At 60.6% G+C, this 21,293-nt stretch carries 13 protein-coding genes; 9 read left to right on the top strand and 4 right to left on the bottom strand.

Features of this window, described 5'->3' with window-relative positions; genetic code table 11:
• Position 1 precedes the first annotated feature (1 nt).
• A complete protein-coding gene (gene hemA / locus ACP7E6_RS27090; RefSeq protein WP_426232930.1) occupies positions 2–1,219 on the bottom strand; it encodes a 5-aminolevulinate synthase in 1,218 nt (405 codons plus the stop codon).
• Between the two features lie 439 nt (positions 1,220–1,658).
• Here hemA and ACP7E6_RS27085 point away from each other — a divergent pair, with 439 nt between their 5' ends.
• The 3 genes from ACP7E6_RS27085 (at position 1,659) to ACP7E6_RS27075 (ending at position 9,889) form a co-directional block, all read left to right on the top strand.
• Positions 1,659–1,916, top strand: coding sequence for a YMGG-like glycine zipper-containing protein (locus ACP7E6_RS27085; protein ID WP_113313822.1), 258 nt, complete (start codon positions 1,659–1,661; stop codon positions 1,914–1,916).
• A 256-nt stretch (positions 1,917–2,172) separates the two neighbouring features.
• On the top strand, positions 2,173–4,083 hold the full coding sequence (locus ACP7E6_RS27080; protein ID WP_426232928.1) for an autotransporter assembly complex protein TamA: 1,911 nt from the start codon (positions 2,173–2,175) through the stop codon (positions 4,081–4,083).
• Between the two features lie 94 nt (positions 4,084–4,177).
• A complete protein-coding gene (locus tag ACP7E6_RS27075; protein ID WP_426232926.1) occupies positions 4,178–9,889 on the top strand; it encodes a translocation/assembly module TamB domain-containing protein in 5,712 nt (1,903 codons plus the stop codon).
• Positions 9,890–9,917: 28 nt separating this feature from the next.
• Here the strand turns inward: ACP7E6_RS27075 and ACP7E6_RS27070 are convergent, their stop codons facing one another.
• Complete coding sequence (locus ACP7E6_RS27070) at positions 9,918–10,361, bottom strand: Lrp/AsnC family transcriptional regulator (RefSeq protein WP_426232957.1); 444 nt, start codon at positions 10,359–10,361, stop codon at positions 9,918–9,920.
• Positions 10,362–10,499: 138 nt separating this feature from the next.
• Between ACP7E6_RS27070 and rocF the strand changes: the two genes are divergently transcribed.
• The 5 genes from rocF (at position 10,500) to ACP7E6_RS27045 (ending at position 15,873) form a co-directional block, all read left to right on the top strand.
• Positions 10,500–11,435, top strand: a complete 936-nt coding sequence (gene rocF, locus ACP7E6_RS27065; RefSeq protein WP_426232924.1) for an arginase — start codon at positions 10,500–10,502, stop codon at positions 11,433–11,435.
• Positions 11,436–11,462: 27 nt separating this feature from the next.
• Positions 11,463–12,668, top strand: coding sequence for an ornithine--oxo-acid transaminase (gene rocD / locus ACP7E6_RS27060; RefSeq protein WP_426128189.1), 1,206 nt, complete (start codon positions 11,463–11,465; stop codon positions 12,666–12,668).
• Positions 12,669–13,032: 364 nt separating this feature from the next.
• Positions 13,033–14,823 (top strand): methyl-accepting chemotaxis protein, encoded by a 1,791-nt coding sequence (locus tag ACP7E6_RS27055; protein WP_426232922.1) that lies wholly within the window; start codon positions 13,033–13,035, stop codon positions 14,821–14,823.
• Positions 14,823–15,302 (top strand): chemotaxis protein CheW, encoded by a 480-nt coding sequence (locus ACP7E6_RS27050; protein ID WP_037097448.1) that lies wholly within the window; start codon positions 14,823–14,825, stop codon positions 15,300–15,302. The genes ACP7E6_RS27055 and ACP7E6_RS27050 overlap by 1 nt, the downstream gene beginning before the upstream one ends.
• A 154-nt stretch (positions 15,303–15,456) precedes the next feature.
• Positions 15,457–15,873: a hypothetical protein gene (locus tag ACP7E6_RS27045; protein WP_426232956.1), complete on the top strand. Its 417-nt coding sequence runs from the start codon at positions 15,457–15,459 to the stop codon at positions 15,871–15,873.
• 60 nt (positions 15,874–15,933) lie between these two features.
• On the opposite strand, the gene ACP7E6_RS27040 is transcribed toward ACP7E6_RS27045, so the two are convergent.
• A complete protein-coding gene (locus ACP7E6_RS27040) occupies positions 15,934–17,313 on the bottom strand; it encodes a virulence factor family protein (protein WP_426232920.1) in 1,380 nt (459 codons plus the stop codon).
• Complete coding sequence (mprF, locus tag ACP7E6_RS27035) at positions 17,310–19,910, bottom strand: bifunctional lysylphosphatidylglycerol flippase/synthetase MprF (protein ID WP_426232918.1); 2,601 nt, start codon at positions 19,908–19,910, stop codon at positions 17,310–17,312. The genes ACP7E6_RS27040 and mprF overlap by 4 nt, the downstream gene beginning before the upstream one ends.
• A 224-nt stretch (positions 19,911–20,134) precedes the next feature.
• Here mprF and ACP7E6_RS27030 point away from each other — a divergent pair, with 224 nt between their 5' ends.
• Positions 20,135–20,941 (top strand): potassium channel family protein, encoded by an 807-nt coding sequence (locus tag ACP7E6_RS27030; RefSeq protein ID WP_426232916.1) that lies wholly within the window; start codon positions 20,135–20,137, stop codon positions 20,939–20,941.
• Positions 20,942–21,293 lie beyond the last annotated feature (352 nt).

Below are 21,293 nucleotides of genomic sequence, written 5' to 3'. Positions count from 1 at the left end.
CTTACGCGACGGCCCTTGCCAGCGCGCAGCGCGACCAGAGCTGGTGCAGCGCGCCGACCAGATGATCGATATCCGCATCCGAATGCAGCGGCGTCGGGGTGATGCGCAGGCGTTCGGTCTTTTTCGGCACCGTCGGATAGTTGATCGGCTGAACGTAGACGCCGCAATTGTCGAGCAGGAGATCGGAGATCCACTTGCACTTGGAGGCGTCGCCGACGATCACCGGCACGATATGGCTGGGATTGTCGAGGTGCGGAATGCCGTTCTTGTCGAGCAGATTGCGCAACCGGCGGACGCGTTCCTGGTGGGCGAAGCGTTCGACCTGGCTTTCCTTGAGATGCCGGATCGAGGCGACCGCCCCGGCAGCAAGCGCCGGCGGCAGCGCCGTCGTGAAGATGAACCCGGAGGCAAACGAGCGGATGAAATCGCACAACGCCGTGGACGCCGCAATATAGCCGCCCATCACGCCAAACGCCTTGCCGAGCGTGCCTTCGATCACCGTCAGGCGGTGCATCAGGCCTTCGCGTTCGGCGATGCCGCCGCCGCGTGCGCCGTACATGCCGACGGCGTGCACTTCATCGAGATAGGTCATAGCGCCGTATTTGTCGGCGAGATCGCAGATTTCCTTGATCGGCGAAATATCGCCGTCCATCGAATACACCGATTCGAACGCAATGATTTTTGGCGCACGCGGATCGGCGGCCTTGAGTTTCGCTTCGAGGTCGGTGAGCGAATTGTGCTTGAAGATGACCCGCTCGCATTTGGAATAGCGGATGCCCTCGATCATCGATGCGTGATTCCCGGCGTCCGAAAAGACGATCACACCGGGAATCTTCGAACAGAGCGTTCCGAGCGCTGCCCAGTTGGACACGTAGCCGGAGGTAAACAGCAGCGCCGACTCCTTGCCATGCAGATCGGCAAGTTCGCGCTCCAGAAGAACGTGGTAGTGGTTGGTACCCGAAATATTCCGGGTGCCCCCAGCACCCGCGCCACACTGGTCGATGGCAAGTTTCATCGCCTCGGTAACCTTGGGGTGCTGCCCCATGCCGAGATAGTCATTGGAACACCAGACGGTGACATCCTGCTTCTTGCCGGCCGAATTGTAACGGGTCGCCTTGGGGAATTGCCCGCTCTGGCGCTCCAGATCGGCAAAAACGCGGTAGCGGCCTTCCTGATGCAGACCGTCCAACTCACCTTTAAAGAAACTCTCGAAATCCATCATTGTCTCCAGAACCTTGCCGTCTTTTTGATCCAAAGCGCTGCGGCGTCAACCTTTACGAAGGTCATCGCGGCCATGTGCGGCAAAAGGCCCCTAATTTTGAACAGTTCCAAACTATCCGTCATGGATTTCATTCCACTTAACCTTGATCTGAGTCAAGGCCATGCGAAAAGGACGGAGCATCCGCTCCTTATATTCTGTTTCAATGGAATCAGCAGTAATCCCAGGCATACAAGAAACAGCCTTCAGCTTCCGTTCAGGTTGAATAGCATTACCTGTGCGGAGGGGATTTTGCAGGATATCTGTAGACTTTCACAGACAGGCATTTATCTTTTAAAGTGTAGTTCGACCGGAGGGGGACCTGATCGTCCATCTTCCGTCCTTGGGGAGAAACGGACGTCCGGGAATTCGGTTCCCGCGTCCAGATTTGGAGAAACAAATGAAGAAGGCCATCGTGCTTGTCCTGCTCGCTCTATCCGTCGCGAGCTGCACGCAGACTGAAAAGGGTGCCGGTATCGGGGCGGTTTCCGGCGCTATCATCGGCGGAGCAATCACCGGCGACGTCCGTGGCGCGGCCGTTGGCGCAGCCATCGGTGGTGTTTCCGGTGCTGTCATCGGTAACGTGTCCGAACAGCCCGGCCAGTGCTACTACCGCGACCGCTACGGCCGCCGCTACATCGACAGCTGCCCGCGTTGATTGCAGGCGAAACCGCGAAAACTGGCGTATTACACCGCTTTTCCACTCTCAGCCCCGGAGAAATCCGGGGCTTTTTGTTTCCCTCATGCCACACCGGCAGGGGTTTTCCACAAAAAGACGGCCAAAAGCCTTCATCCCCCGGCCAATGCTGTGTAGGGTCATCGTTAACAAACGGCAAACCTTGTCATGCGATTGTACCCTTGCCGTGATGGCAGGCAGGTGTTCGAAGTGGCCTGAACAGCGGAATGCGGAAATTATGCGTTTGCCGACTATGAGTGTTGCGTATCGGAAGGTTGGTGCTGCTTTGGCGGTCGCGGCTCTGGCTGCCTGCGGACCTCTGTCGGTCACCGACGCCTATGCCTTCAAGATTTTCGGCATGCGGTTTTTCGAAAAAGAAGAAGAGCCCAACGATATCGTTGACCCCGTCAATTTCAGCCTGACACTGAATGAATCCTCCGGCGATGCCGACCTGAAGACGGCGTTGAAAAACAGCTCCCGGCTGTATCAGGACAAGGACAAGCCGGTTTCCGGCGATCTTGGCCTTGCCATCAAGGCCCGCGACGATCGCGACCGCCTGCTGGCGGCTCTTTACGAACAGGCCCGTTACGGTGGTACGGTGGCCGTCAAGGTGAATGGTCAGGACATCGACACGCTGCCGCCCGATCCCGTCTTTCCGGATGGTGCGCCGGTGCCGGTCGAGATCACCGTGAGCCCCGGCCCTGTGTTCACCCTGGGTGACGTCGTTCTCAAAGGCGATGCCGTCGGGCGCCGGCCGGACCAGTATCTGAAACCAGGAGCGCGTGCGGATTCCACCCTCATCATCAAGGCCGGCGAAAAAGTCGTCGAAGACCTGAAGGAAGAAGGTAGGCCACTTGCCAAACTGACGGAACGCAGCGTTGTCGCAGATCACGCGACGAATACCGTCGATGTCACGATCGCAGCCGAAGGCGGGCCCGTCGCACCGGTGGGCGCCGTTACAGTCAATGGCACCAAGACCGTCGATCCGAGTTTCGTTGCCGATTATTCCCGGCTGAACGGCGGCAAGCCTTATTCACCGGAAGCGTTGCGCAAGGCGTCCGACCGGCTGCGGCAGCTGGGCGTATTCTCCAGTGTCACCATCAAGCAAGCTGATCAGCTGGCACCAGACGGCACCATTCCGATGTCTATCGAGGTCTCGGAAGGCAAACACCGTTACTTTGGCGCAGGTGCGCAATATTCCACCACCGACGGTTTCGGTCTGCAGGGCTACTGGGGCCACCGTAACCTGTTCGGCCGGGCCGAATCTCTGCGTCTGGAGGGCTCGGTCAGCCGCATCGGCGAAACCACCGATGTCGGCAGTCTCGATTATTCGGCCGGCTTGCTGTTTGCCAAGCCCGGGGCGTTCGGCCCTGCCTCCACATTCAATGCCAGCCTGAAGGCGCAGCTGCTCGATCCCGACGCCTACGAGGCAACGATCTTCACGGCGGCGGCAGGCGCCACGTTCGAACTCTCGGATACAGACACTGTATCAGCCGGTGGCGAACTGGCGTGGGCCGATGTCGAGGACGCGTTTGGAAAGAACGAATATCTGACCGCGTCGATCCCGATCGAGTATGTCCGCGACACCCGCGACAACAAGCTCAACCCCGCCTCAGGCTATCGCGCATCGATCAACGCCAAGCCAAGCTACGAGATCAACGGCCAGAGTTTCTTCAGCTCGTTCGAGGGATCGGCTGCAGCCTATGTCGGCTTCGGCGAAGAAAACCGCTTCGTTCTGGCCGGAAGGCTTGGCGCCGGCGTGATTGCCGGTGGCGATGGCCTCGCCTCCATTCCGGCAAACCGGCGCTTCTATCTGGGCGGCGGCGGCACCGTGCGCGGCTATTCCTATCAGGAGATCAGCCCGCGCAACGGCGACAACGAGATCCTCGGCGGACGCTCTTATGTCAACGCCACAGTGGAAGCGCGCATCGGCATAACCGATACGATCGGCATCGTGCCCTTCATCGACGCCGGAACGGTATCGGCCAAGACCGCGCCGGATTTTTCCGACATCCGCGCCGGTGCCGGCATCGGCCTGCGCTACAACACACCATTCGGGCCGATCCGGCTGGACGTCGCCGTGCCGCTCAATGCGTACCCGGGCGGCACCAAATATGGAATCTATGCCGGTATCGGCCAATCCTTCTGATTGCCAAGCGCAGTCATCACGGCCTGAACCCGGACGCAAAGAGCTGGTTTAGGAAGCAATTTCACCGCAACGCGACTTGCGCTATGGATGAATTATGAATCGTTTGCTCCGTTTTCTGAAAATCGCGTTGCGCTGGCTGGTTTACGGCCTTGGCTTTGCCTTGCTCGCCCTGGTGCTTCTGGTGCTTTTCGCAGGCTTTACCGCGCCAGGAGCTCGCTTTGTCGCCGCGATGATCGAGAAATATGCCTCGACGCCCGACCAGATCGTTCGCATCAACGACCCGAGCGCGCTTCTGACAGGTGATTTCACGGCGTCCAGCGTGACGCTGTTCGACAGCAAGGGTATCTATGCCGAAATCCGTGAAGTGGCGATCGACTGGTCGCCGACGGCGCTGTTCTCCAAGCGCTTCGATGCGGCTAAACTGTCTGCCGGATCCGTTCGCCTCGAACGGCTGCCGATCCCCTCGCAGGAAACCAAGGAAGTCCGCCAGACCTTTGCTCTGCCGCTCGACGTCAAGATCGATGCCTTCGATCTGCAGGAAATCATCATCGGCAAGGATATCGCCGGCGTCGATCAGTTCCTCAATGCGCAGGGCAAGCTGAACGCCACCAATGCCAGCATTGCCGCGGCGCTTGCCGTTGCCCAGCGCGACCGGCCGGAGGCCAAGGCGATTGCCGATATCGTCTTCAATCCGGCAGACAACAAACTGAAGCTGGAAACCACCATCAACGAACCGAAGGGCGGATTGCTCGCCAAGGCCATGCGCCTGCCCGGCGAACCGGCCGTCAGCATTTCCATAACCGGCGACGGTCCGCTGACGAAATGGACCGGCACGGCAACCGCAGCACTTGACGGCAACGAGGTGCTGAAAGTGGAAGGCGAGCACACGCTTGCTCCCGACGGATTCCGCACCCTCGCGCTCAAGGGCGGCGGCACGTTCAGCGATCTGCTGCCTGCCGCATTTAGACCGCTGTTCGAAGGCACCACGGATATCGACCTGTCCGCAGCGCTCGACGGCACGACCATGCGCATCAACAGGGGTAATTTCTCGACGGGAGCACTGACCTTCGCCGCATCCGGCACCTATAGCACTGCAGGTCAAAACGACCTGCAGGCAAGCCTGACCGGTACGAATGGTCCCATCGACTTCCGCCTGCCAATGGCAAAAGGCGAGGCGCAGCTTTCGATCAACAATGCCAATGTCTCGCTGATCGGCGACGCGCAGACGGCCGTCCTCGACATCGGTGCCGATATCGGTAAGGCGACGCTGCCGCAGGGCGAGATCGAGGCCATCAAGCTGTACGCCTATAGCGACAGCTTCAATCTCTCGACCAAGACCGGCCCCCTGAAGACAACGATCGAGACCGGGGCGACCCGCTTCGTCAGCGCCGATATCGACCGCCTGATCAAGGGCCCGGTGAAGATCGACGGCACCCTGTCGCTCACCCCTGACACCGCATCCTTCGATCCACTGACGCTGGAAAGCGCCAGTATCGGCGGCACGCTGACTGGTTCCTACACGATTGCCGAGAACACGCTGGCAACCGGCTTCAAGCTGTTCGCCTTGCCTGCCGTCCTGCCACCGTCGCTGGCTGAAAAATTCGACACGACCATCGCCATAACCGGCAATCTTAACACCGGCGCCAATGGCAGCGTTGCAGTCAGCGATCTCGCCCTCAAGTCCGGTACCATCGAGGCAACGGGATCGGCAGCGCTTGAAACCGGGAACCTGACTGCGGCAGTCAGCGGCATCGTTCCCGAAATAGGCAGGTTCCTTGCAAACGCCAAGGGCATTGCCAATTTCAAGGCGGATGTCAGCGGCCCGCTCGACGCTTTGGCCATCAAGGCCGAGGTGACGGCAAACGGCGCAACGCTTGCCGGACGCATCCTCAATGACCTCGCCGTCAGCGCCGATGCGACAGTCGGCCAGAATGGCCCCAATGCGACGGTCACGGCCACAGGCTCTCTGGACGGACAGACGATCAACGCCAAGGCCGAAATCGCCTCCGCCAAGGGCGCTACCAGCCTTCCCTCGATCGAAGCGACGATCGGCCAGAACACGCTGACCGGCGCGCTGGACCTGACGCCGGATTTCCAGCCGAACGGCGCGCTCAGCTTCAACTTCCCCGATCTCGGATTGCTTGCCGCCATGGCCGGACAAACCGCATCCGGTGACCTTACGGGCACGGCCAGCATCAGGTCTGAAAACGGCGTGACGTCGGTTGCCGTCAAAGCCAACGGATCGGGCATCACCCGTGGCGATCTGGTGATCAGCAAACCCGCTGCCGACATCACCATCGCCGATCTGAAAGCTTTGGCCATCAAAGGTGCGGTAACGGTAGAAGAAGTCCGCCAGGGTGACACGCGCCTGGCCGGCCTCAAGCTCGGCTTCGAGCAACAGGGTCCGAAAACCAACTTCGCCCTCGACGGCATTTATGACGCAGCCCCCCTGACTGCACGCGGCGACCTGCAAAGTGCTGGCGGCAAGACGACAATCAATCTCCAGTCGTTTGCTGCCGCACCGAAGAAAATCCCGCTGCAACTGGCGGCCCCGACGACGATCACCATCGAAAACGGCGCGGTCAATCTGCAGGAGCTCGCGATCGCCGCATCCGGCGGCACGGTGACGCTGAACGGCAGTGCCGGCGAAAAGCTCGATGTCACCGCGACGCTCGCGGGAATCGACGCGCGCCTGCCGCTTGAAAATGGCGAAGCCCATATCGTACTCGATACGGGTACCGCATCGATCACCGGCAGCATGCAATCCGCCGTTCTCGACGTCCGGGCCGATATCGGTCAGCTCGCACTGCCGCAAGGCCGCATCGAAGCGATCAAGCTGACGGCCCATAGCGATGCCTTCAACCTGTCGACCCAGACCGGCCTGGTCAAAACCCGTATCGAGACCGGCAACACCCAGTTGACAAGCGCCGACCTCGATAGGCTGGTCAAGGGACCGCTGAAGGTCGAAACCGTTCTCGACGTATCGCCGCAACGGATCGGCTTCGATCCCGTCACCATCGACAGCAGCAATCTCGGCGGCACCGTGGATGGCGCGTTCGAGATTGCCGCAAAGACGCTGAATGCCGGTTTCAATCTGTCCGTCCTTCCGGCCGGCTTGCCAACCTCCCTTTCCGCCAAGTTCGACACGCCAGTCACCTTGTCCGGTATGGTGACCACCGGTGCGGATGGCGCGGTTGATATCAGCAGACTGGCCGTCGGTTCCGGAACGATCCAGGCCGCAGGCTCAGTCGGCCTCAGGGACGGCACCCTGACGGCCGCCGTCACCGGCACGCTGCCCGATCTCGGCAAGGTACTGGCGGATGCGAGTGGCATCGCCGACTTCAAGGTCGATGCCACCGGTCCGCTCGACAATCTCGGCATCAAGGCCGAGGTCACCTCCAGCGGAGCCACTCTGGCAGGCCGGACGCTCAGCGATCTGCAACTGACCGCCGATGCGACCGCCAATCCGAAAAACCCGCAGGCGAAGATCAAGGCCACCGGCGCTCTTGGCGGCCAGGCCATCAACGTCAATGCGGACCTCGTCTCCGAGGAAGGCCGCACCAGCCTTCCGGTTCTTCAGGTGCAGGTCGGCGACAACAGACTGAACGGCAAGATCCAGTTCACCAGCGATTTCCTGCCGCAGGGCAATATCGACTTCACCTTCCCGGATGTCGGTCTGCTCGCCGCCATGGCCGGTGAAAAGGCATCCGGCGACATGGCCGGATCGGCATCGATCAACAGCGACAATGGCAAGACCTCGATTGCGCTGAAAGCCAGCGGTTCCGGCATCAAGCGCGGCGATCTCGTCATCACCAAGCCGGTCGCCGATATCACCATTGCCGACCTCAAGGCCCTGGCGATCAAGGGCAATCTCTCCGTTGAAACTTTCGCGCAGGGACAAAACCGCGTCACCGGCCTGAAGCTCGATTTCACCCAGCAGGCCGGGAAGACCGACGTGACGCTGGACGGACAGTATGACGGCGCGCCACTCAATCTGCGGGCCGATATCGAGACGGCGAATGGCAGGACAACCGTCAATCTCGCTTCCTTTGCCGCAACACCGCGCAAGATTCCGGTGAAGCTTTCGGCACCGACGACGATCACCATCGAGAACGGCAGGGTCAGCCTGCAGAAACTGACGATCGGCGCTTCGGGAGGCACGATCGCGTTGACCGGCTCGGCTGGTGAGAAGCTCGACCTCGACGTCGATCTCAATGCCCTGCCCGCAAGCCTCGCCAACACATTCGTGCCGTCGCTTGGGGCCGACGGTGCCATCAGCGGCAAGGTCGATGTCACCGGAACGTCTGCAGCCCCCGTTGTGGTCTACGATCTGCGCTGGGCAAACGCCGCAATCGCGCAGGCGAAATCCGCCGGCGTCGGCGCACTCGATATCGCGGCGAAGGGCCAGTTTGCCAACAACGTCGTGACGCTCGACAGCACGCTCAACGGGGCGGGTGGCCTCGCCTTCAAGGCCGGTGGCAAAGTCGGCATAACCGGCAACAAGCAGATCGATGTGAAGGCGTCCGGCAATTTGCCGTTCGGTCTCGCCGCCAACCTTTTGGCCGAGCAGGGCTTTACCTTGACCGGCGCAGCCAATTTCGATCTTTCCATCACTGGTGCAGCAACGGCACCACAGGTCACCGGCACGATCTCCACCACGGGCGCCCGCTTCGTCGATGTCCGGCGCAACCTGGCGATCACCGATCTCGCTGCCAATGTTTCGCTGGATGGCAAGCAGGCGAATATCCAAAAACTCTCCGGCAAGCTTGCCGGCGGCGGTACGCTCGATGTCACCGGCACGGTCGGCATCGCCCCCGGTTCCGGCTTTCCGGCCGACCTCGCCATCCGCCTTGCCAAAGCGACCTATGTCGATGGCAGCCTGTTCACAGCCAGCGTCGATGGTGCAATGACCCTCAAGGGTTCGCTGACCGCAACGCCGGTGCTGGGCGGCAAGGTTACCATCCACAAGGCCTCGATCACCATTCCGGAAAAGCTGCCGGCGTCTCTGTCGGAAATCAACATCAAGCACAAGAATGCCCCGGCCAAAGTGCGGCAAATGCAGGCCGATGTCCGCAGCGACACAGTCAGCGGCGGCGGTGCCAAAAGCGGCGGCATCGCTTTCGATCTGGCAGTCAGCGCGCCTGGAAAACTGTTCGTCCGCGGACGCGGCATCGATGCCGAGCTTGGTGGCGACCTGACCATTCGCGGCACCGCTGCAGAACCGGCCGTATCGGGCGGTTTCGAGATGCGGCGTGGCCGGCTCGAAATCCTCGGCAAGCGCCTCAACTTCGCCGATGGCACGATCAGCTTCGGCGGCAACCTGATCCCGACGCTCGATCTGGATGCAACCTCCACCGCCGGATCGACGACGGTGACCGTCAATGTCGCCGGCCCGGCCAACAACCCGGCCATCACGTTCTCGTCTTCGCCTGCTCTGCCGCAGGATGAAATCCTGGCGCAACTGATCTTCAACCGGTCGCTGTCCAATCTTTCGGCCCTGCAGATCGCCCAGCTGGCCGCCGCCGTCAGTGAACTGGCCGGCGGAGGCTCCAACTCGCTTCTGAGCGGCCTGCGCAACAAGCTGGGCGTCGACGATCTTGATGTCTCGACCGATGCGACCGGTGGCGCCAAGGTTACGGCCGGCAAGTATCTCAATGACCGGACCTATCTTGAGCTTCAATCGGGCGCGGAGGCCGGCGGCGGCAAGGCGATCATCAATCTCGACGTCGGCCGTGGCGTCAAGCTGCGCGGTGAAGCCGGAGCCAGCGGCGCAGGCGGCGGTATCTTCTATGAGAAGGAATACTGAGGGCAGGCGCCGCTCAATACCATCCGACCTAAACCGCAGCCGAAATCTTGCTGGTCTTCAGCAGAATATTCGTCTCCGTCAGGTTGATCCCGTCGATCAGCCGGATCAGCCGCAGCGTTTCGTCGAAGGTGCCGAGATCCTTGTCTTCCAGCTCGGCAATGAAATCCCAGCGGCCATTGGTGGAATGCAGCGCGCGCACCTGTGGCAGGCCGCGCAGCTGCGCCGCGACGCGATCGGCCATCTTGCCGTGAATTTCGATCATGACGATGGCGCGCACACCGCTGCCGGAAAGCTCCGCTCCGGTGCGGATGGTAAAGGCAGCGATGGTGCCGGATGCCACCAGCCGGTCGATCCGGGCGGCAACGGTCGCGCGCGACGCACCTGTGGTGGCGGCAAGGGCTGAAACGGGTGTACGGGCATTGTGACGCAGCGCACTGATCAGGGAATGATCAAGATCATCGAGACTTATCATTCTGTCCATCTACACTTCTCATAGTGCCAATTATTGCCACCTATTTGCCAGTTTTCCATCTATTTGCCAACGAACAAACCCGTATAATTCGCGCACAAACCGGGCAAACCGGCATCACGCGAACTTGCGGGGAAGACCATGGCTGAATCCAAGAAGAACATCGTGCTCATTGGCGCACCACTCGAGGAAGGCTCCGGCCGTCGCGGCGCTGCAATGGGTCCAGCAGCCCTGCGCATTGCAGGCCTCGACACCATTCTGGCCGGTCTTGGCCACAGCGTCACCGACGAAGGCGACCTGAAGCCTCTGCCTGCCAGAGACCTTCCCAACCATCCGAAAGCCAACAATCTGCAGATCGTTGCGGCCGTCACCCGCGCGCTCGACGAATCGGTGCACCAGGCAGCCCGCACCGGCAAATTTCCGGTGATCCTCGGCGGTGATCATGCCCTGTCGATGGGCTCGGTCTCCGGCATGGCGCGCTATGCCCATGAGCAGAACCGCCCACTCTTCGTGCTCTGGCTCGATGCCCATGCCGATTTCAATTCGCCGGCAACGTCGCCCTCCGGCAACATGCACGGCATGCCGGTGGCCTTTTTCTGCGGCCAGGCGGAGTTTGCGCCGATCCTCGACAAGAGCCGCCCGATGGTCGATCCGAAGAACGTCTTCCAGGTGGGCATCCGCTCCGTCGATGACCGGGAGCGCGAGGAAATCGCCGAACACGGCGTCAATGTCTATGACATGCGCGCCATCGACGAGACCGGTATGGCCCATATCATGCACGAGATCATCGCAACCATCAAAGCCGCCAACGGCTTGTTGCATGTCAGCCTCGACGTCGATTTCCTCGATCCGGAACTGGCGCCGGGCGTCGGCACAACGGTTCCCGGCGGTGCGACCTTCCGCGAAGCGCATCTGATCATGGAAATGCTGTGTGACAGCGGCCTCGTCTCCTCGCTCGACCTGGTCGAGCTCAATCCCTTCCTCGACGATCGCGGCAAAAGCGCCCGCATCCTCGTCGAGCTGACGGCAAGCCTGTTCGGCCGCCGTATCCTTGATCGCCCGACGCGCGGCGCCTGAGCCAATAACAAAACGACCGGAGGAACCATGAACACGACCAACGCACTGATCGAAACCGAATACCGGCTCGGCGCACACAACTACAAGCCGATCGACGTCGTGCTGTCGCGCGGCGAAGGCGTCTATGTCTGGGACCTCGATGGCAACCGTTACCTCGACTGCCTGTCGGCCTACTCCGCCGTCAACCAGGGCCATTGCCATCCGAAAATTCTGGCGGCAATGGTCGAGCAGGCGCAGAAGCTGACACTGACCTCGCGCGCCTTCCGCAACGATCAGCTTGCGCATTTCTACGAGGAACTGGCGGCACTCACCGGCAGCCATAAGATCCTGCCGATGAACTCCGGCGCAGAAGCTGTCGAGACCGCCGTAAAGGCGGTGCGTAAATGGGGTTACGAGGTCAAGGGCGTTGCCGAGAACAAGGCCGAGATCATCGTCTGCTCCAACAATTTCCATGGCCGCACCATGGGTATCGTCGGCTTCTCGACGGACCCGGACGCACGCTCCGGCTTCGGCCCGTTCGCGCCCGGCTTCAAGACTGTTCCGTTCGGCGATATCGAAGCCTTCCGCGCCGCGATCAACGAAAACACGGTTGCCTTCCTGATCGAGCCGATCCAGGGCGAAGCCGGCGTGATGATCCCGCCGCAGGGCTATTTCCCGGAAGTGCGCGCACTGTGCTCCAAGCACGGCATCACGCTGATCCTCGACGAGATCCAGACCGGCCTTGGCCGCACCGGCAAGCTTTTGGCCGAAGAGCATGAAGGCATCGAGGCCGATGTGACGCTGATCGGCAAGGCGCTGTCCGGCGGCTTTTACCCGGTCTCTGCCGTTCTTTCGAATTCCGAAGTGCTCGGCGTCCTGCAACCCGGCCAGCATGGCTCGACGTTTGGCGGCAATCCGCTTGCCTGCGCCATTGCCCGCGCCTCACTGAAGGCCCTGACCGAGGAAGACATGATCGGCAATTCCGCCCGCATGGGGGAGCGTTTCCAGACAGGCCTCAAGGATATTCGCTCGAACATCATCAAGGAGGTACGCGGCCGTGGGCTGATGCTCGCCGTCGAGCTGGTGCCGGAAGCCGGTGGTGCCCGCAAATATTGCGAAGCGCTGAAGGAACGCGGCATTCTGGCCAAGGACACTCATGGCGACACGATCCGCATCGCCCCGCCGCTGGTCATCACCGCAGACCAGGTGGACTGGGCCGTCGAGCAGTTCGCAGGCGTTCTCACCGCACAGTGAGCAGCAACGCGAAAGCCCGGAAACGTGGCTTTCCGCACCCTTTGAATGCAATTAAGTGAGCTTTTATACCCGGCGTTGAGCCGGGTACTTTCATTTATCATATTTATACCGATCAGCGGCCTGAAATAGCCAAATCTTAAATATCTGTTCAAGTTTTACCCCCTAGATATTGCTACGCGCCCGGTACTCGCCGGAGCATGAAGCTATCGCGCAAAGCCGGTTATCCGGCATGACCGGACGACGCAGGTGCAAGGCGCCGGTATCGTTCGCCGACAGTCAGCATTGCCATTCAGCGAAAATCCGCCCGATCGCGCGGTGCCTCTGCGCGCGCGTTGCCCAACCAAGGACATAAGGACCGACAGCCATGAGCAGTTTCCCATCGCCGTTCGGCGGCGACGCCAAGGCAATCCTGTCTGCGATGCAGCGATCACAAGCGATCATCGAGTTCGATCTGCAGGGTAAAATCCTGACTGCCAATGAGAACTTCTGCAAAACACTGGGGTATGACCTTCCGGAAATCGTCGGCCAGCATCACCGCATGTTTGTCGATCCGGCCGACGCGGCTAGCACGGATTATCGCGAATTCTGGGCACGGCTTGGGCGCGGCGAATTCGACAGACGCCAGTACAAGCGAATTGGCAAGGGCGGCCGGGAAATCTGGATCGAGGCATCCTACAACCCCATTTTCCGGGGTTCCAAGCCCTACAAGGTGGTCAAGTTTGCCACCGACATCACATCTGAAAAACTGAGAAGCGCCGAAGATGCCGGCAAGATCGATGCGATCTCCCGCGCCCAGGCCGTCATCGAGTTCACCCCGAACGGCGACATTCTGACGGCCAACGGGAATTTTCTCTCGACGCTCGGTTATCAACTTGCCGATATTCAGGGCAAGCACCACAGCCTGTTCTGCGATCCCGCCTATAGCCGCAGCGACGAATACAGGGACTTCTGGGCCAAGCTGCGCAACGGCCAGTTTATCGCCGACGAATTCAAGCGGATCGGCAATGGCGGCAGGCAGGTGTGGATCCAAGCCAGCTACAATCCGATCTTCGATTTGAACGGATCGGTGATGAAGGTGGTAAAATTCGCAACCGACATTACCGGCCGCGTCAACAATAGCCAGGAATTGGCGGCGGCGTTGCAAGACCTGGCTGGCGGCAATCTCGATCAGCATCTGGACAGGCAATTCATCCCGGCACTCGAAACGCTCCGCCTCAGCTTCAACGATTCCATCGACAAACTGAAACAGGCGATGCGCGCGGTCGGCGCCAATGCGCAGGCGATCACCGCCGGTTCGAGCGAGATCCACAATGCGGCCGTGGATCTTTCAAAACGCACGGAACAGCAGGCAGCATCGATCGAGGAAACTGCCGCGGCGCTTGAGGAAATCACCACAACTGTGGCCGATAGCAGCCGCCGTGCCGAAGAGGCCGGCGCGCTGGTGGCACAGACCAAGCTGGGGGCCGAACGCTCCAGCGAAGTGGTGCGAAACGCCGTCAAGGCGATGGGTGAGATCGAGAACTCGTCGCGCGAGATTTCCAGCATTATCGGCGTGATCGACGAGATTGCCTTCCAGACCAACTTGCTGGCCCTCAATGCAGGCGTCGAGGCGGCCCGGGCCGGCGACGCAGGTAAGGGTTTTGCCGTGGTGGCGCAGGAAGTGCGCGAACTTGCCCAGCGCTCGGCAAAGGCAGCCAAGGAAATCAAGAGCCTGATCACCACCTCCGGCGATCAGGTCAAAACCGGCGTTTCTCTCGTTGGCCAGGCAGGCAAGGCACTGGAAGAAATCCTCACCCAGGTGCACCAGATCAACACCAATGTGACCGCTATTGTAGAAGGTGCAAAAGAACAGGCGACAGGTTTGAAAGAAATTAACCAGGCTGTGAATACAATGGACCAAGGTACACAGCAGAATGCAGCGATGGTCGAGCAATCCACGGCTGCCAGCCACGCCTTGGCGAAGGAAGCGGACGGTCTTTTCGGTCTGCTCAGCCAGTTCAAGGTTGGCGAGGCATCGCAGGGTCGCTTGGCGGCAGCGCGGCAGGACGCAAAACCAGTCGCTTCCCCGGCCCGAGCCATGGCCAACCGGGTAGCGAAGGCCTTTAGTTCAAACGTGGCAGTTGCCGCCAATCGGGATAGCTGGGAAGAATTTTGATGAACAACACGATCTCTACAGGTACCTTCGGTCATGAAACGCTCGAGATCATCGCCTTCCGTCTCCACGATCAGGAATTCTGCGTGAAGACCACGACGATCCGCGAAATCCGCGGCTGGGCGCCGTCCACCCCGATCCCGCATTCGCCGGCCGACGTTCTCGGCGTGATGAACCTGCGCGGCACCGTTATCCCGATCATCGATCTTGCCCACAAGCTCGGCATGAAGAGCACGGTTGCCAACGAGCGCAGCGCCATCGTCGTTGCCGAAGTGCACAACATGGTCATCGGCCTCGTCGTCGACCGCGTCTCCGACATCCTGACCGTCCGTGGCGACCAGGTGCAGCCGGTCCCGGAAATCACCACATCGTTCGACAAGAGCTACGCGGAAGGCATCATCGCCAACGAGACCGGCATGATCTGCTTCCTCAACCTCGCCCGCATGTTCAAGGAACGCGAGATGGAAGACGTCGCGGCCTGATCGCTGCTGCTTCATCACCCCATCAAAGAGCGGCTCCGGCCGCTCTTTTTGCGTTCAGGCTGCGGCGGTGGTCGTTGTGGGGTGCGCCCGCAAGCGGAACAAAACATCTCCCGACACAGTTATTAGCGGTAACGCAATCATGGAGGCGACTGTCATGGAAGTAATCGGCACCCAGGTGCACCCGCAACCGTCATCCGGGATGATGACCGTCGAATTTGTCGGCGAAGGCGGCGATGTGATTTCCGTTCAGATGACCCAGACCGAATCGGATGGCTTGAACCGCCTGAACGCGATCACAAGGGCCAAGGCAATGATGCTGCAAGTGGCGACCTTCGACCAGCCCGCTGAGGAAGAGGCAGCCGAAACGTCCGGCTCCGGCAGTGACTCCACTGGCGAATCTCCGGCCGTTATTTCGCTGCGAAGCGCTCGAGCTGCGAGTGATACAGGCACGCTGGAAGAGCAGCTCGATGAGGGCCTTGAGTCATCCTTTCCTGCCAGCGACCCGGTCTCAGTCACCGTCAGCACGATCCCCGGCGGTCGCGCCGCCACTGAAGACGAAAACAAACAGTAGGCGCAAGGAAAACAGGATCGCCGGAAAAGGCGATCCTGTATCTTGTCATGAAGGTGCGTATCAAGGCTTTACGATGGACGCCAGCCTCCGATCAAACCCGTCCAGAATGCGCTTGACCAAGGCCGGATAATCCTCGTCGAAATGATGGCCGCCTTCAATGGCGATGACTTCGATGCCGGTATCCTTCAGTGTCGGACAGACATCATCCTCCTCGTCTGTCCCATAAATGCACTGCACGACGGCTGGTTTGATCTTGCTTATGTCGTCTGCCGGATCTCCGGCCCCATGCGCCGCCGCCGCACCCAGCCAGCCAAGCACGGAAATCTTGTAATCCACCTGATGCGACACGGCGAGCAGCGACACCTGCGCAACGCGGTCGCGATCGGCCTGTGGCAGTAGATTGTAGGTCCGGGGCAGGATATCGGCACCGAAGGAATAGCCGATCAGCAGGATATGCTTGACGTTCCAGCGCTTTCCATAAAATGCGATGATGCGATGCAGATCATCGGCGGTTTCCTGCGGCTGGCGTTCAGACCAGAAGTAACGCAGGGAATCGATACCGACCACCGGCATGCCCTGCTGCTGCAGAACGTCACCGACTTCCTTGTCTATATCGCGCCAGCCGCCATCGCCGGAATAGACGATGGCCATCGTGTCACGCGTCGGCTTGGCCTCAAGCACCGTCAGCGGCAGACCGAGGGGATTGTCCTCGCCTGCGGAGGCAGAAACGAGCCCCGAAAGCGCATCGGAAAAAGCCGTCCACGTTTCGTCATCCGTCTCGGTGATTTCGATATCGCCGTGCTTGTTTGTCAGCTCCGCAACGTGGGCGCGGCCATCTGCCGGTGCATCCTTGGTAAACAGCACAGTGACCGGGTCGGGCAGCGGGCCGTCGGTCAGACCGTAGACCATCCGATCGCCCACCTTTTTCTTGTCGGCGGGCGTACAGAGTTGTTTGCTCAGCGCGATGCCGGCCTCGGGATCGATCGCCAGCGTCTGCCCGATTGTCGCTGCCGGGGTCTGCGCCGCGATGGCCAAAGCCAGCGCGCCGCCCGCGCCGGCGCCGGCAACGATCGGTAGCCGGTAATCGTTGTTCTTCGCCGCCCGCTGGACTTGCTGACTTAGCGCTTCGATGTCCGACACCATGTAGATGCAGTCGCCGTCGTCCTTCGCCAGCGATGCCAGATAGCTCGGCAGATCGATGCCTATGACCAAGGCGCCGCCGTCGCTCAGGCTTTTGGCAAGCGTATCCTCCTTGTCCGACCATCCGGCCGTGTCCGAAATCAGCACCACGGCAGCAGCGACATCGCCGGTAGGCATCAGAATGTGCGGCGACGGAATCATGCCCGTGTCGAAGGCGGCAGGATCCTCCGATCGCGCCGGGAATGCTGTGAAAAACAGGCTGGCTGCGAAAGCGGCCTGGCAGAATGTCTTCAAGATCATTTTTTCACAATTCCCTTAACGCCGCCGCCAATCAGGAATGTTGCATCCATCAGTGCCAGAACGGGGTTGATACCACCACCCGCTGCCATGTAACGCGGCTGCCAGTGCGGATGGAATTTCGACTTGAATGCCTTCAGGCCCTTGAAGTTATAGAAGCGTTCACCGTGTTCGAAAACCGTGCGGCCAACCTTGTCCCAGACAGGCGAGGAACGGCGGCCGGAAAGGCCGGCCAGAGGCGCCATGCCCAAATTGAACCGCTTGAACCCCTTGTCGCGCAGATATTCCATCAGCGATACGAACAGGAAGTCCATCGATCCCTTCGGCGCATCCGGCAGGAAGCGCATGAGATCGATGGTCCCTTCCTCGCAAACATCGGTCACGAGGATATTGGCGAAGGCGACGATTTTCCCGTTCAGCCGCAGGACCGCGACCGGTTGGGCGGCAATATAGTCCGGGTTGAATGCACCGAGTGAAAAACCCTTTTCCTTGGCCCGGTGATGCGCAAGCCAGGCGTCGGAGACTGCGACCAAATCGTCCATGATCGCCGGGATGCCGTCCGGCTCGACGACGGCAAATTCCAGCCCGTCGCGCTGCGCCCGGCTGACGGTCTGGCGCAAAGTGGCCCACTTGCCGCCCTTCAGCTCGAAGGTCGTGAGGTCCGCCGTGGCGAGTTCGCCGAGACGGAAGGCTCGAAGCCCGGCATCCGCGTAATAGGAAAGCCCGGCCGGAGACACCTGATAGAACACCGGGCGGCATCCGCAGGACCGGGCCTCCTCGATGAATTGCCAGATCAGGTCCGGCCACGCGTCGCGCGGGCCGACCGGATCGAACAGGGCGATCCAGGACCGGGCCTGACGGCCATACATGATGAAGGCGCGGCCATCGGTTGAGAACATCAGGCTCTTGTCGCCCATCCGCACGAGATTGGCATCCGACATGTCCTGCCCCCGTGCAATGGCGATCGCCCTGTCGATGTCCTCGGCGGAAGACGCTTCTCTCGGGCCCTTGGCAGGACGCAACAGGCTCCACAAAGCAGCAGCACCGGAGAAGATCGTCAACCCGAGCACGGCGCGAAGGCCGCGCGGCGCCTCCTCCGACAGCTCGAACTGCCACCAGAGCGTATTGCTGTATTCGACATCGCGATAAACGAACAACAGAACGATCACTGCAAAAGCACACAGGGCCAGCATCGCCGTCAGCCAGGGCAGCGTCAGCCGTTCGTTCGACAGGTTTGCCGGCCGGTCGAACGAACGGTGCGTGGCAAGCAGGCTGACGATGAAAAAGGCGAGCAGGCTGGCCTCGATCAGCGCAACCGCCTTCAGCAGGGAAAACAGCAGCGCGATAACGGCAACGACAAGCGCCGCCCACCAGGCGCTGTCCAGCCGTCTTGCAAGGCCGCGCGCGACGATGACGAGAACCAGCCCCAGCAGGCTTGCCAGAAAATGCGTGCCTTCGATAATCGGCAACGGCACGTAGTCGGCAAGAAAGGCCAAATTGTCGTCTGGCGTCGGCGTGACGCTGGAAAACACCAGCATGGCGGCGAGAATAAGGGCCAGCGTTGCGAGAAGAAGCGGCGTCAGCCGGCCTGCCACGCGGCGAAGGCTGGAAGCGACCGGCTTGCGGTAGAGACTGCGCAATTCGGCGCCGATAACGAAGATGACAGCCAGAAGCAGCGGCAGGACATGGTAGATCAGGCGGTAAAGAACGAGAGCGCCCAACACCGTATCCACATCCACAGCTTGGCCGAGCGCTGCAACGATCACGGTCTCAAAGACGCCGAGGCCGGCTGGAACATGGCTGAGAACGCCAAGCCCGACAGCCACCGCATAGATGGCGAGAAATGCCGGCCAGCCGATCACCCCGTCGGGTAAAAGCACGTAGAGGACGGAGGCAGAGGCGGCCAGATCGAGGACGGTGATAAGGAACTGACGCGACGCCGTGCGCGAATCGGGAATGCGCAGAGAAAATCGCCCCAGCTGCAAGGCACGGCCATTGCGGCCCGCGACCATCAAAGCCAGCAGGCCGGTCAGGATCAGCACCGCCATCGCGCGCAGCGCCGCCGAGCTCATTCCCACCAAAGTCGCCACTTCCGGTGCGATCATCAACAGGCTGAGAGCCGCGACGCTTGCAAGCCCAAGCCCAAAGGCAAGGGTAACAAAGGCGATGACGCCGCCGATTTCTTCCGGCTTCAGCCCGAGGCGGGAATAAGCGCGATAGCGGATGGCGCCGCCACTCAAAGGACCGAAGCCTGCCGTGTTGCCGACCGCGTAAGCGGCGGCCGCCGTCAGCGCCACATCCGCATAGGGCAACTTTCGTTTGAGGTAAATCAACGCCCCGACATCATAGAAGGTCAAGGCGAAGAAGCTCAAGCCGGTAAAGCCTATGGCAAGCGCGATGGACGTGACGCTGGTGTTATCGAGCGCCGACATCACGTCCTCATAACGAACTTCACTCGTCAGGTGGAAGATCGCGTAACCCGCAAGGGCAAGGATGAGGATCGTGGCAATCGCGGTCAGCAGCCGGCCCTGAAGCCACACCCGCTGAACCATCACCTGAGCGCCGTCGGACTCATCGTTTCTATCGGCTGAATTGGACATGGAGCACCTGGTAGGGCATTTCAAACTGTAACGTCATCGACGATATACATCCTGCCGCAGCTAAATAAAGTGAACTTAATGTAATCTTCAAACACCTGATTCCAGGCGTTTTGTGCCGGCAGGACGCGCCGCACGAAGTTCAAGCGGGATGACGATCGTTGTAATGCCAGCACCTGACATCTGGCAGCATTGACCGCCTCTGCGCACCAGCCTATCTCAATCTCATGACAGAGCACACCAAGATCGACGAGCCTGAAGAGCCGATGTTGAACGGCGTGCGCGCCTGGCTGCGCATGCTCTATCTCGGGACCAGTGCCCGGGCGATCCGGTTTCAAATCACCATGGCGATCATAGATGTCGCCATCATCATCTTCTTCCTCGCCGGCCCTTATCTCGCTGAGGGCCACACTTATCTCATCATCGACTATGCAATCGCCGCTTTGATCGCCTTCGAGCTCGCTGCCCGGGCGCTGATCGCCTCGAGCCTCCGTCGCTGGCTGACACGGCCGATGACCTGGGTCGATATCGCAATCCTGGCGACACTGCTGTTTCCGGCGCAATTTTCCAACTTCGCCTTCCTGCGCGCCTTCCGCATCTGGTCGCTCGGCCAGAGCAAGGTGTTCACGCTGCTGATCAAGCGGGCGGGTTATGCCGTGTGGGAAGACGTCATCCGTGCCTGCATCAATTTCGTGACCTTCCTGTTCCTTGTCACCGGTTTCGTCTACACGGCGTTCTTCTACCATCAGGCGGCGGGCGTCGTCGGTTTTGTCGATGCACTTTATTTCACTGTCGCCACCATCACCACGACTGGCTTTGGTGACATCACCCTGCCGGGAACGCTTGGCAAGCTGACGTCGATCATCACGATGATATTCGGCATCTCGCTGTTCGTGCGACTGGCACAGGCGATCGTGCGCCCGCACAAGGTCGTCTTCCCCTGCCCGCAATGCGGCTTGCAAAGGCACGACGCCGACGCAGTGCACTGCAAGGCCTGCGGCCATGTTCTGAATATTCCGGATGAAGGAAGCTAGGCGCCACTCCCCCGCTGACGAGGCCCGGAAGCGACCGAATTTGGCCTTCGCTCCCAACCGGAGTGAGTGCTAATATTCGCCTCGGGCACAACATCAAGGGGAAGACACAGAGACCCGTCCGGCAACGGCTGCGCACGAAGTCACATTCAAATTTGAGCGGCGGTGGATATCCCTGTACCGCGCCGAGGCGTATGCCGGCGCAGTATAGCTGCCGATGGGCGAAAGGCTGAGCAACAGGTATGTGGCCGGTCGGCCAGAGGATCGCCCGGCTTCGCGACCGCAATGTCGGGCGCAAGAGCACCTACCCTTCGTCTTTTTCTTGCGGCAAACTCCGGGCCGCCGCACGATGGCA

The organism is Pararhizobium sp. DWP3-4 (assembly GCF_049898205.1).
In the GTDB taxonomy this organism is placed as follows: domain Bacteria; phylum Pseudomonadota; class Alphaproteobacteria; order Rhizobiales; family Rhizobiaceae; genus Pararhizobium.
The sequence above is the reverse complement of the archived record's forward strand: the minus strand, read 5'-3'. Positions and strand labels throughout refer to the sequence as shown.

Bases quoted from the DNA above. Each gene is read 5' to 3' on its own strand.
- hemA (WP_426232930.1), bottom strand. From the start codon at position 1,219: ATGGATTTCGAGAGTTTCTTTAAAGGTGAGTTGGACGGTCTGCATCAG.
- ACP7E6_RS27085 (WP_113313822.1), top strand. From the start codon at position 1,659: ATGAAGAAGGCCATCGTGCTTGTCCTGCTCGCTCTATCCGTCGCGAGC.
- ACP7E6_RS27080 (WP_426232928.1), top strand. From the start codon at position 2,173: ATGCGTTTGCCGACTATGAGTGTTGCGTATCGGAAGGTTGGTGCTGCT.
- ACP7E6_RS27075 (WP_426232926.1), top strand. From the start codon at position 4,178: ATGAATCGTTTGCTCCGTTTTCTGAAAATCGCGTTGCGCTGGCTGGTT.
- ACP7E6_RS27070 (WP_426232957.1), bottom strand. From the start codon at position 10,361: ATGATAAGTCTCGATGATCTTGATCATTCCCTGATCAGTGCGCTGCGT.
- rocF (WP_426232924.1), top strand. From the start codon at position 10,500: ATGGCTGAATCCAAGAAGAACATCGTGCTCATTGGCGCACCACTCGAG.
- rocD (WP_426128189.1), top strand. From the start codon at position 11,463: ATGAACACGACCAACGCACTGATCGAAACCGAATACCGGCTCGGCGCA.
- ACP7E6_RS27055 (WP_426232922.1), top strand. From the start codon at position 13,033: ATGAGCAGTTTCCCATCGCCGTTCGGCGGCGACGCCAAGGCAATCCTG.
- ACP7E6_RS27050 (WP_037097448.1), top strand. From the start codon at position 14,823: ATGAACAACACGATCTCTACAGGTACCTTCGGTCATGAAACGCTCGAG.
- ACP7E6_RS27045 (WP_426232956.1), top strand. From the start codon at position 15,457: ATGGAAGTAATCGGCACCCAGGTGCACCCGCAACCGTCATCCGGGATG.
- ACP7E6_RS27040 (WP_426232920.1), bottom strand. From the start codon at position 17,313: ATGATCTTGAAGACATTCTGCCAGGCCGCTTTCGCAGCCAGCCTGTTT.
- mprF (WP_426232918.1), bottom strand. From the start codon at position 19,910: ATGTCCAATTCAGCCGATAGAAACGATGAGTCCGACGGCGCTCAGGTG.
- ACP7E6_RS27030 (WP_426232916.1), top strand. From the start codon at position 20,135: ATGACAGAGCACACCAAGATCGACGAGCCTGAAGAGCCGATGTTGAAC.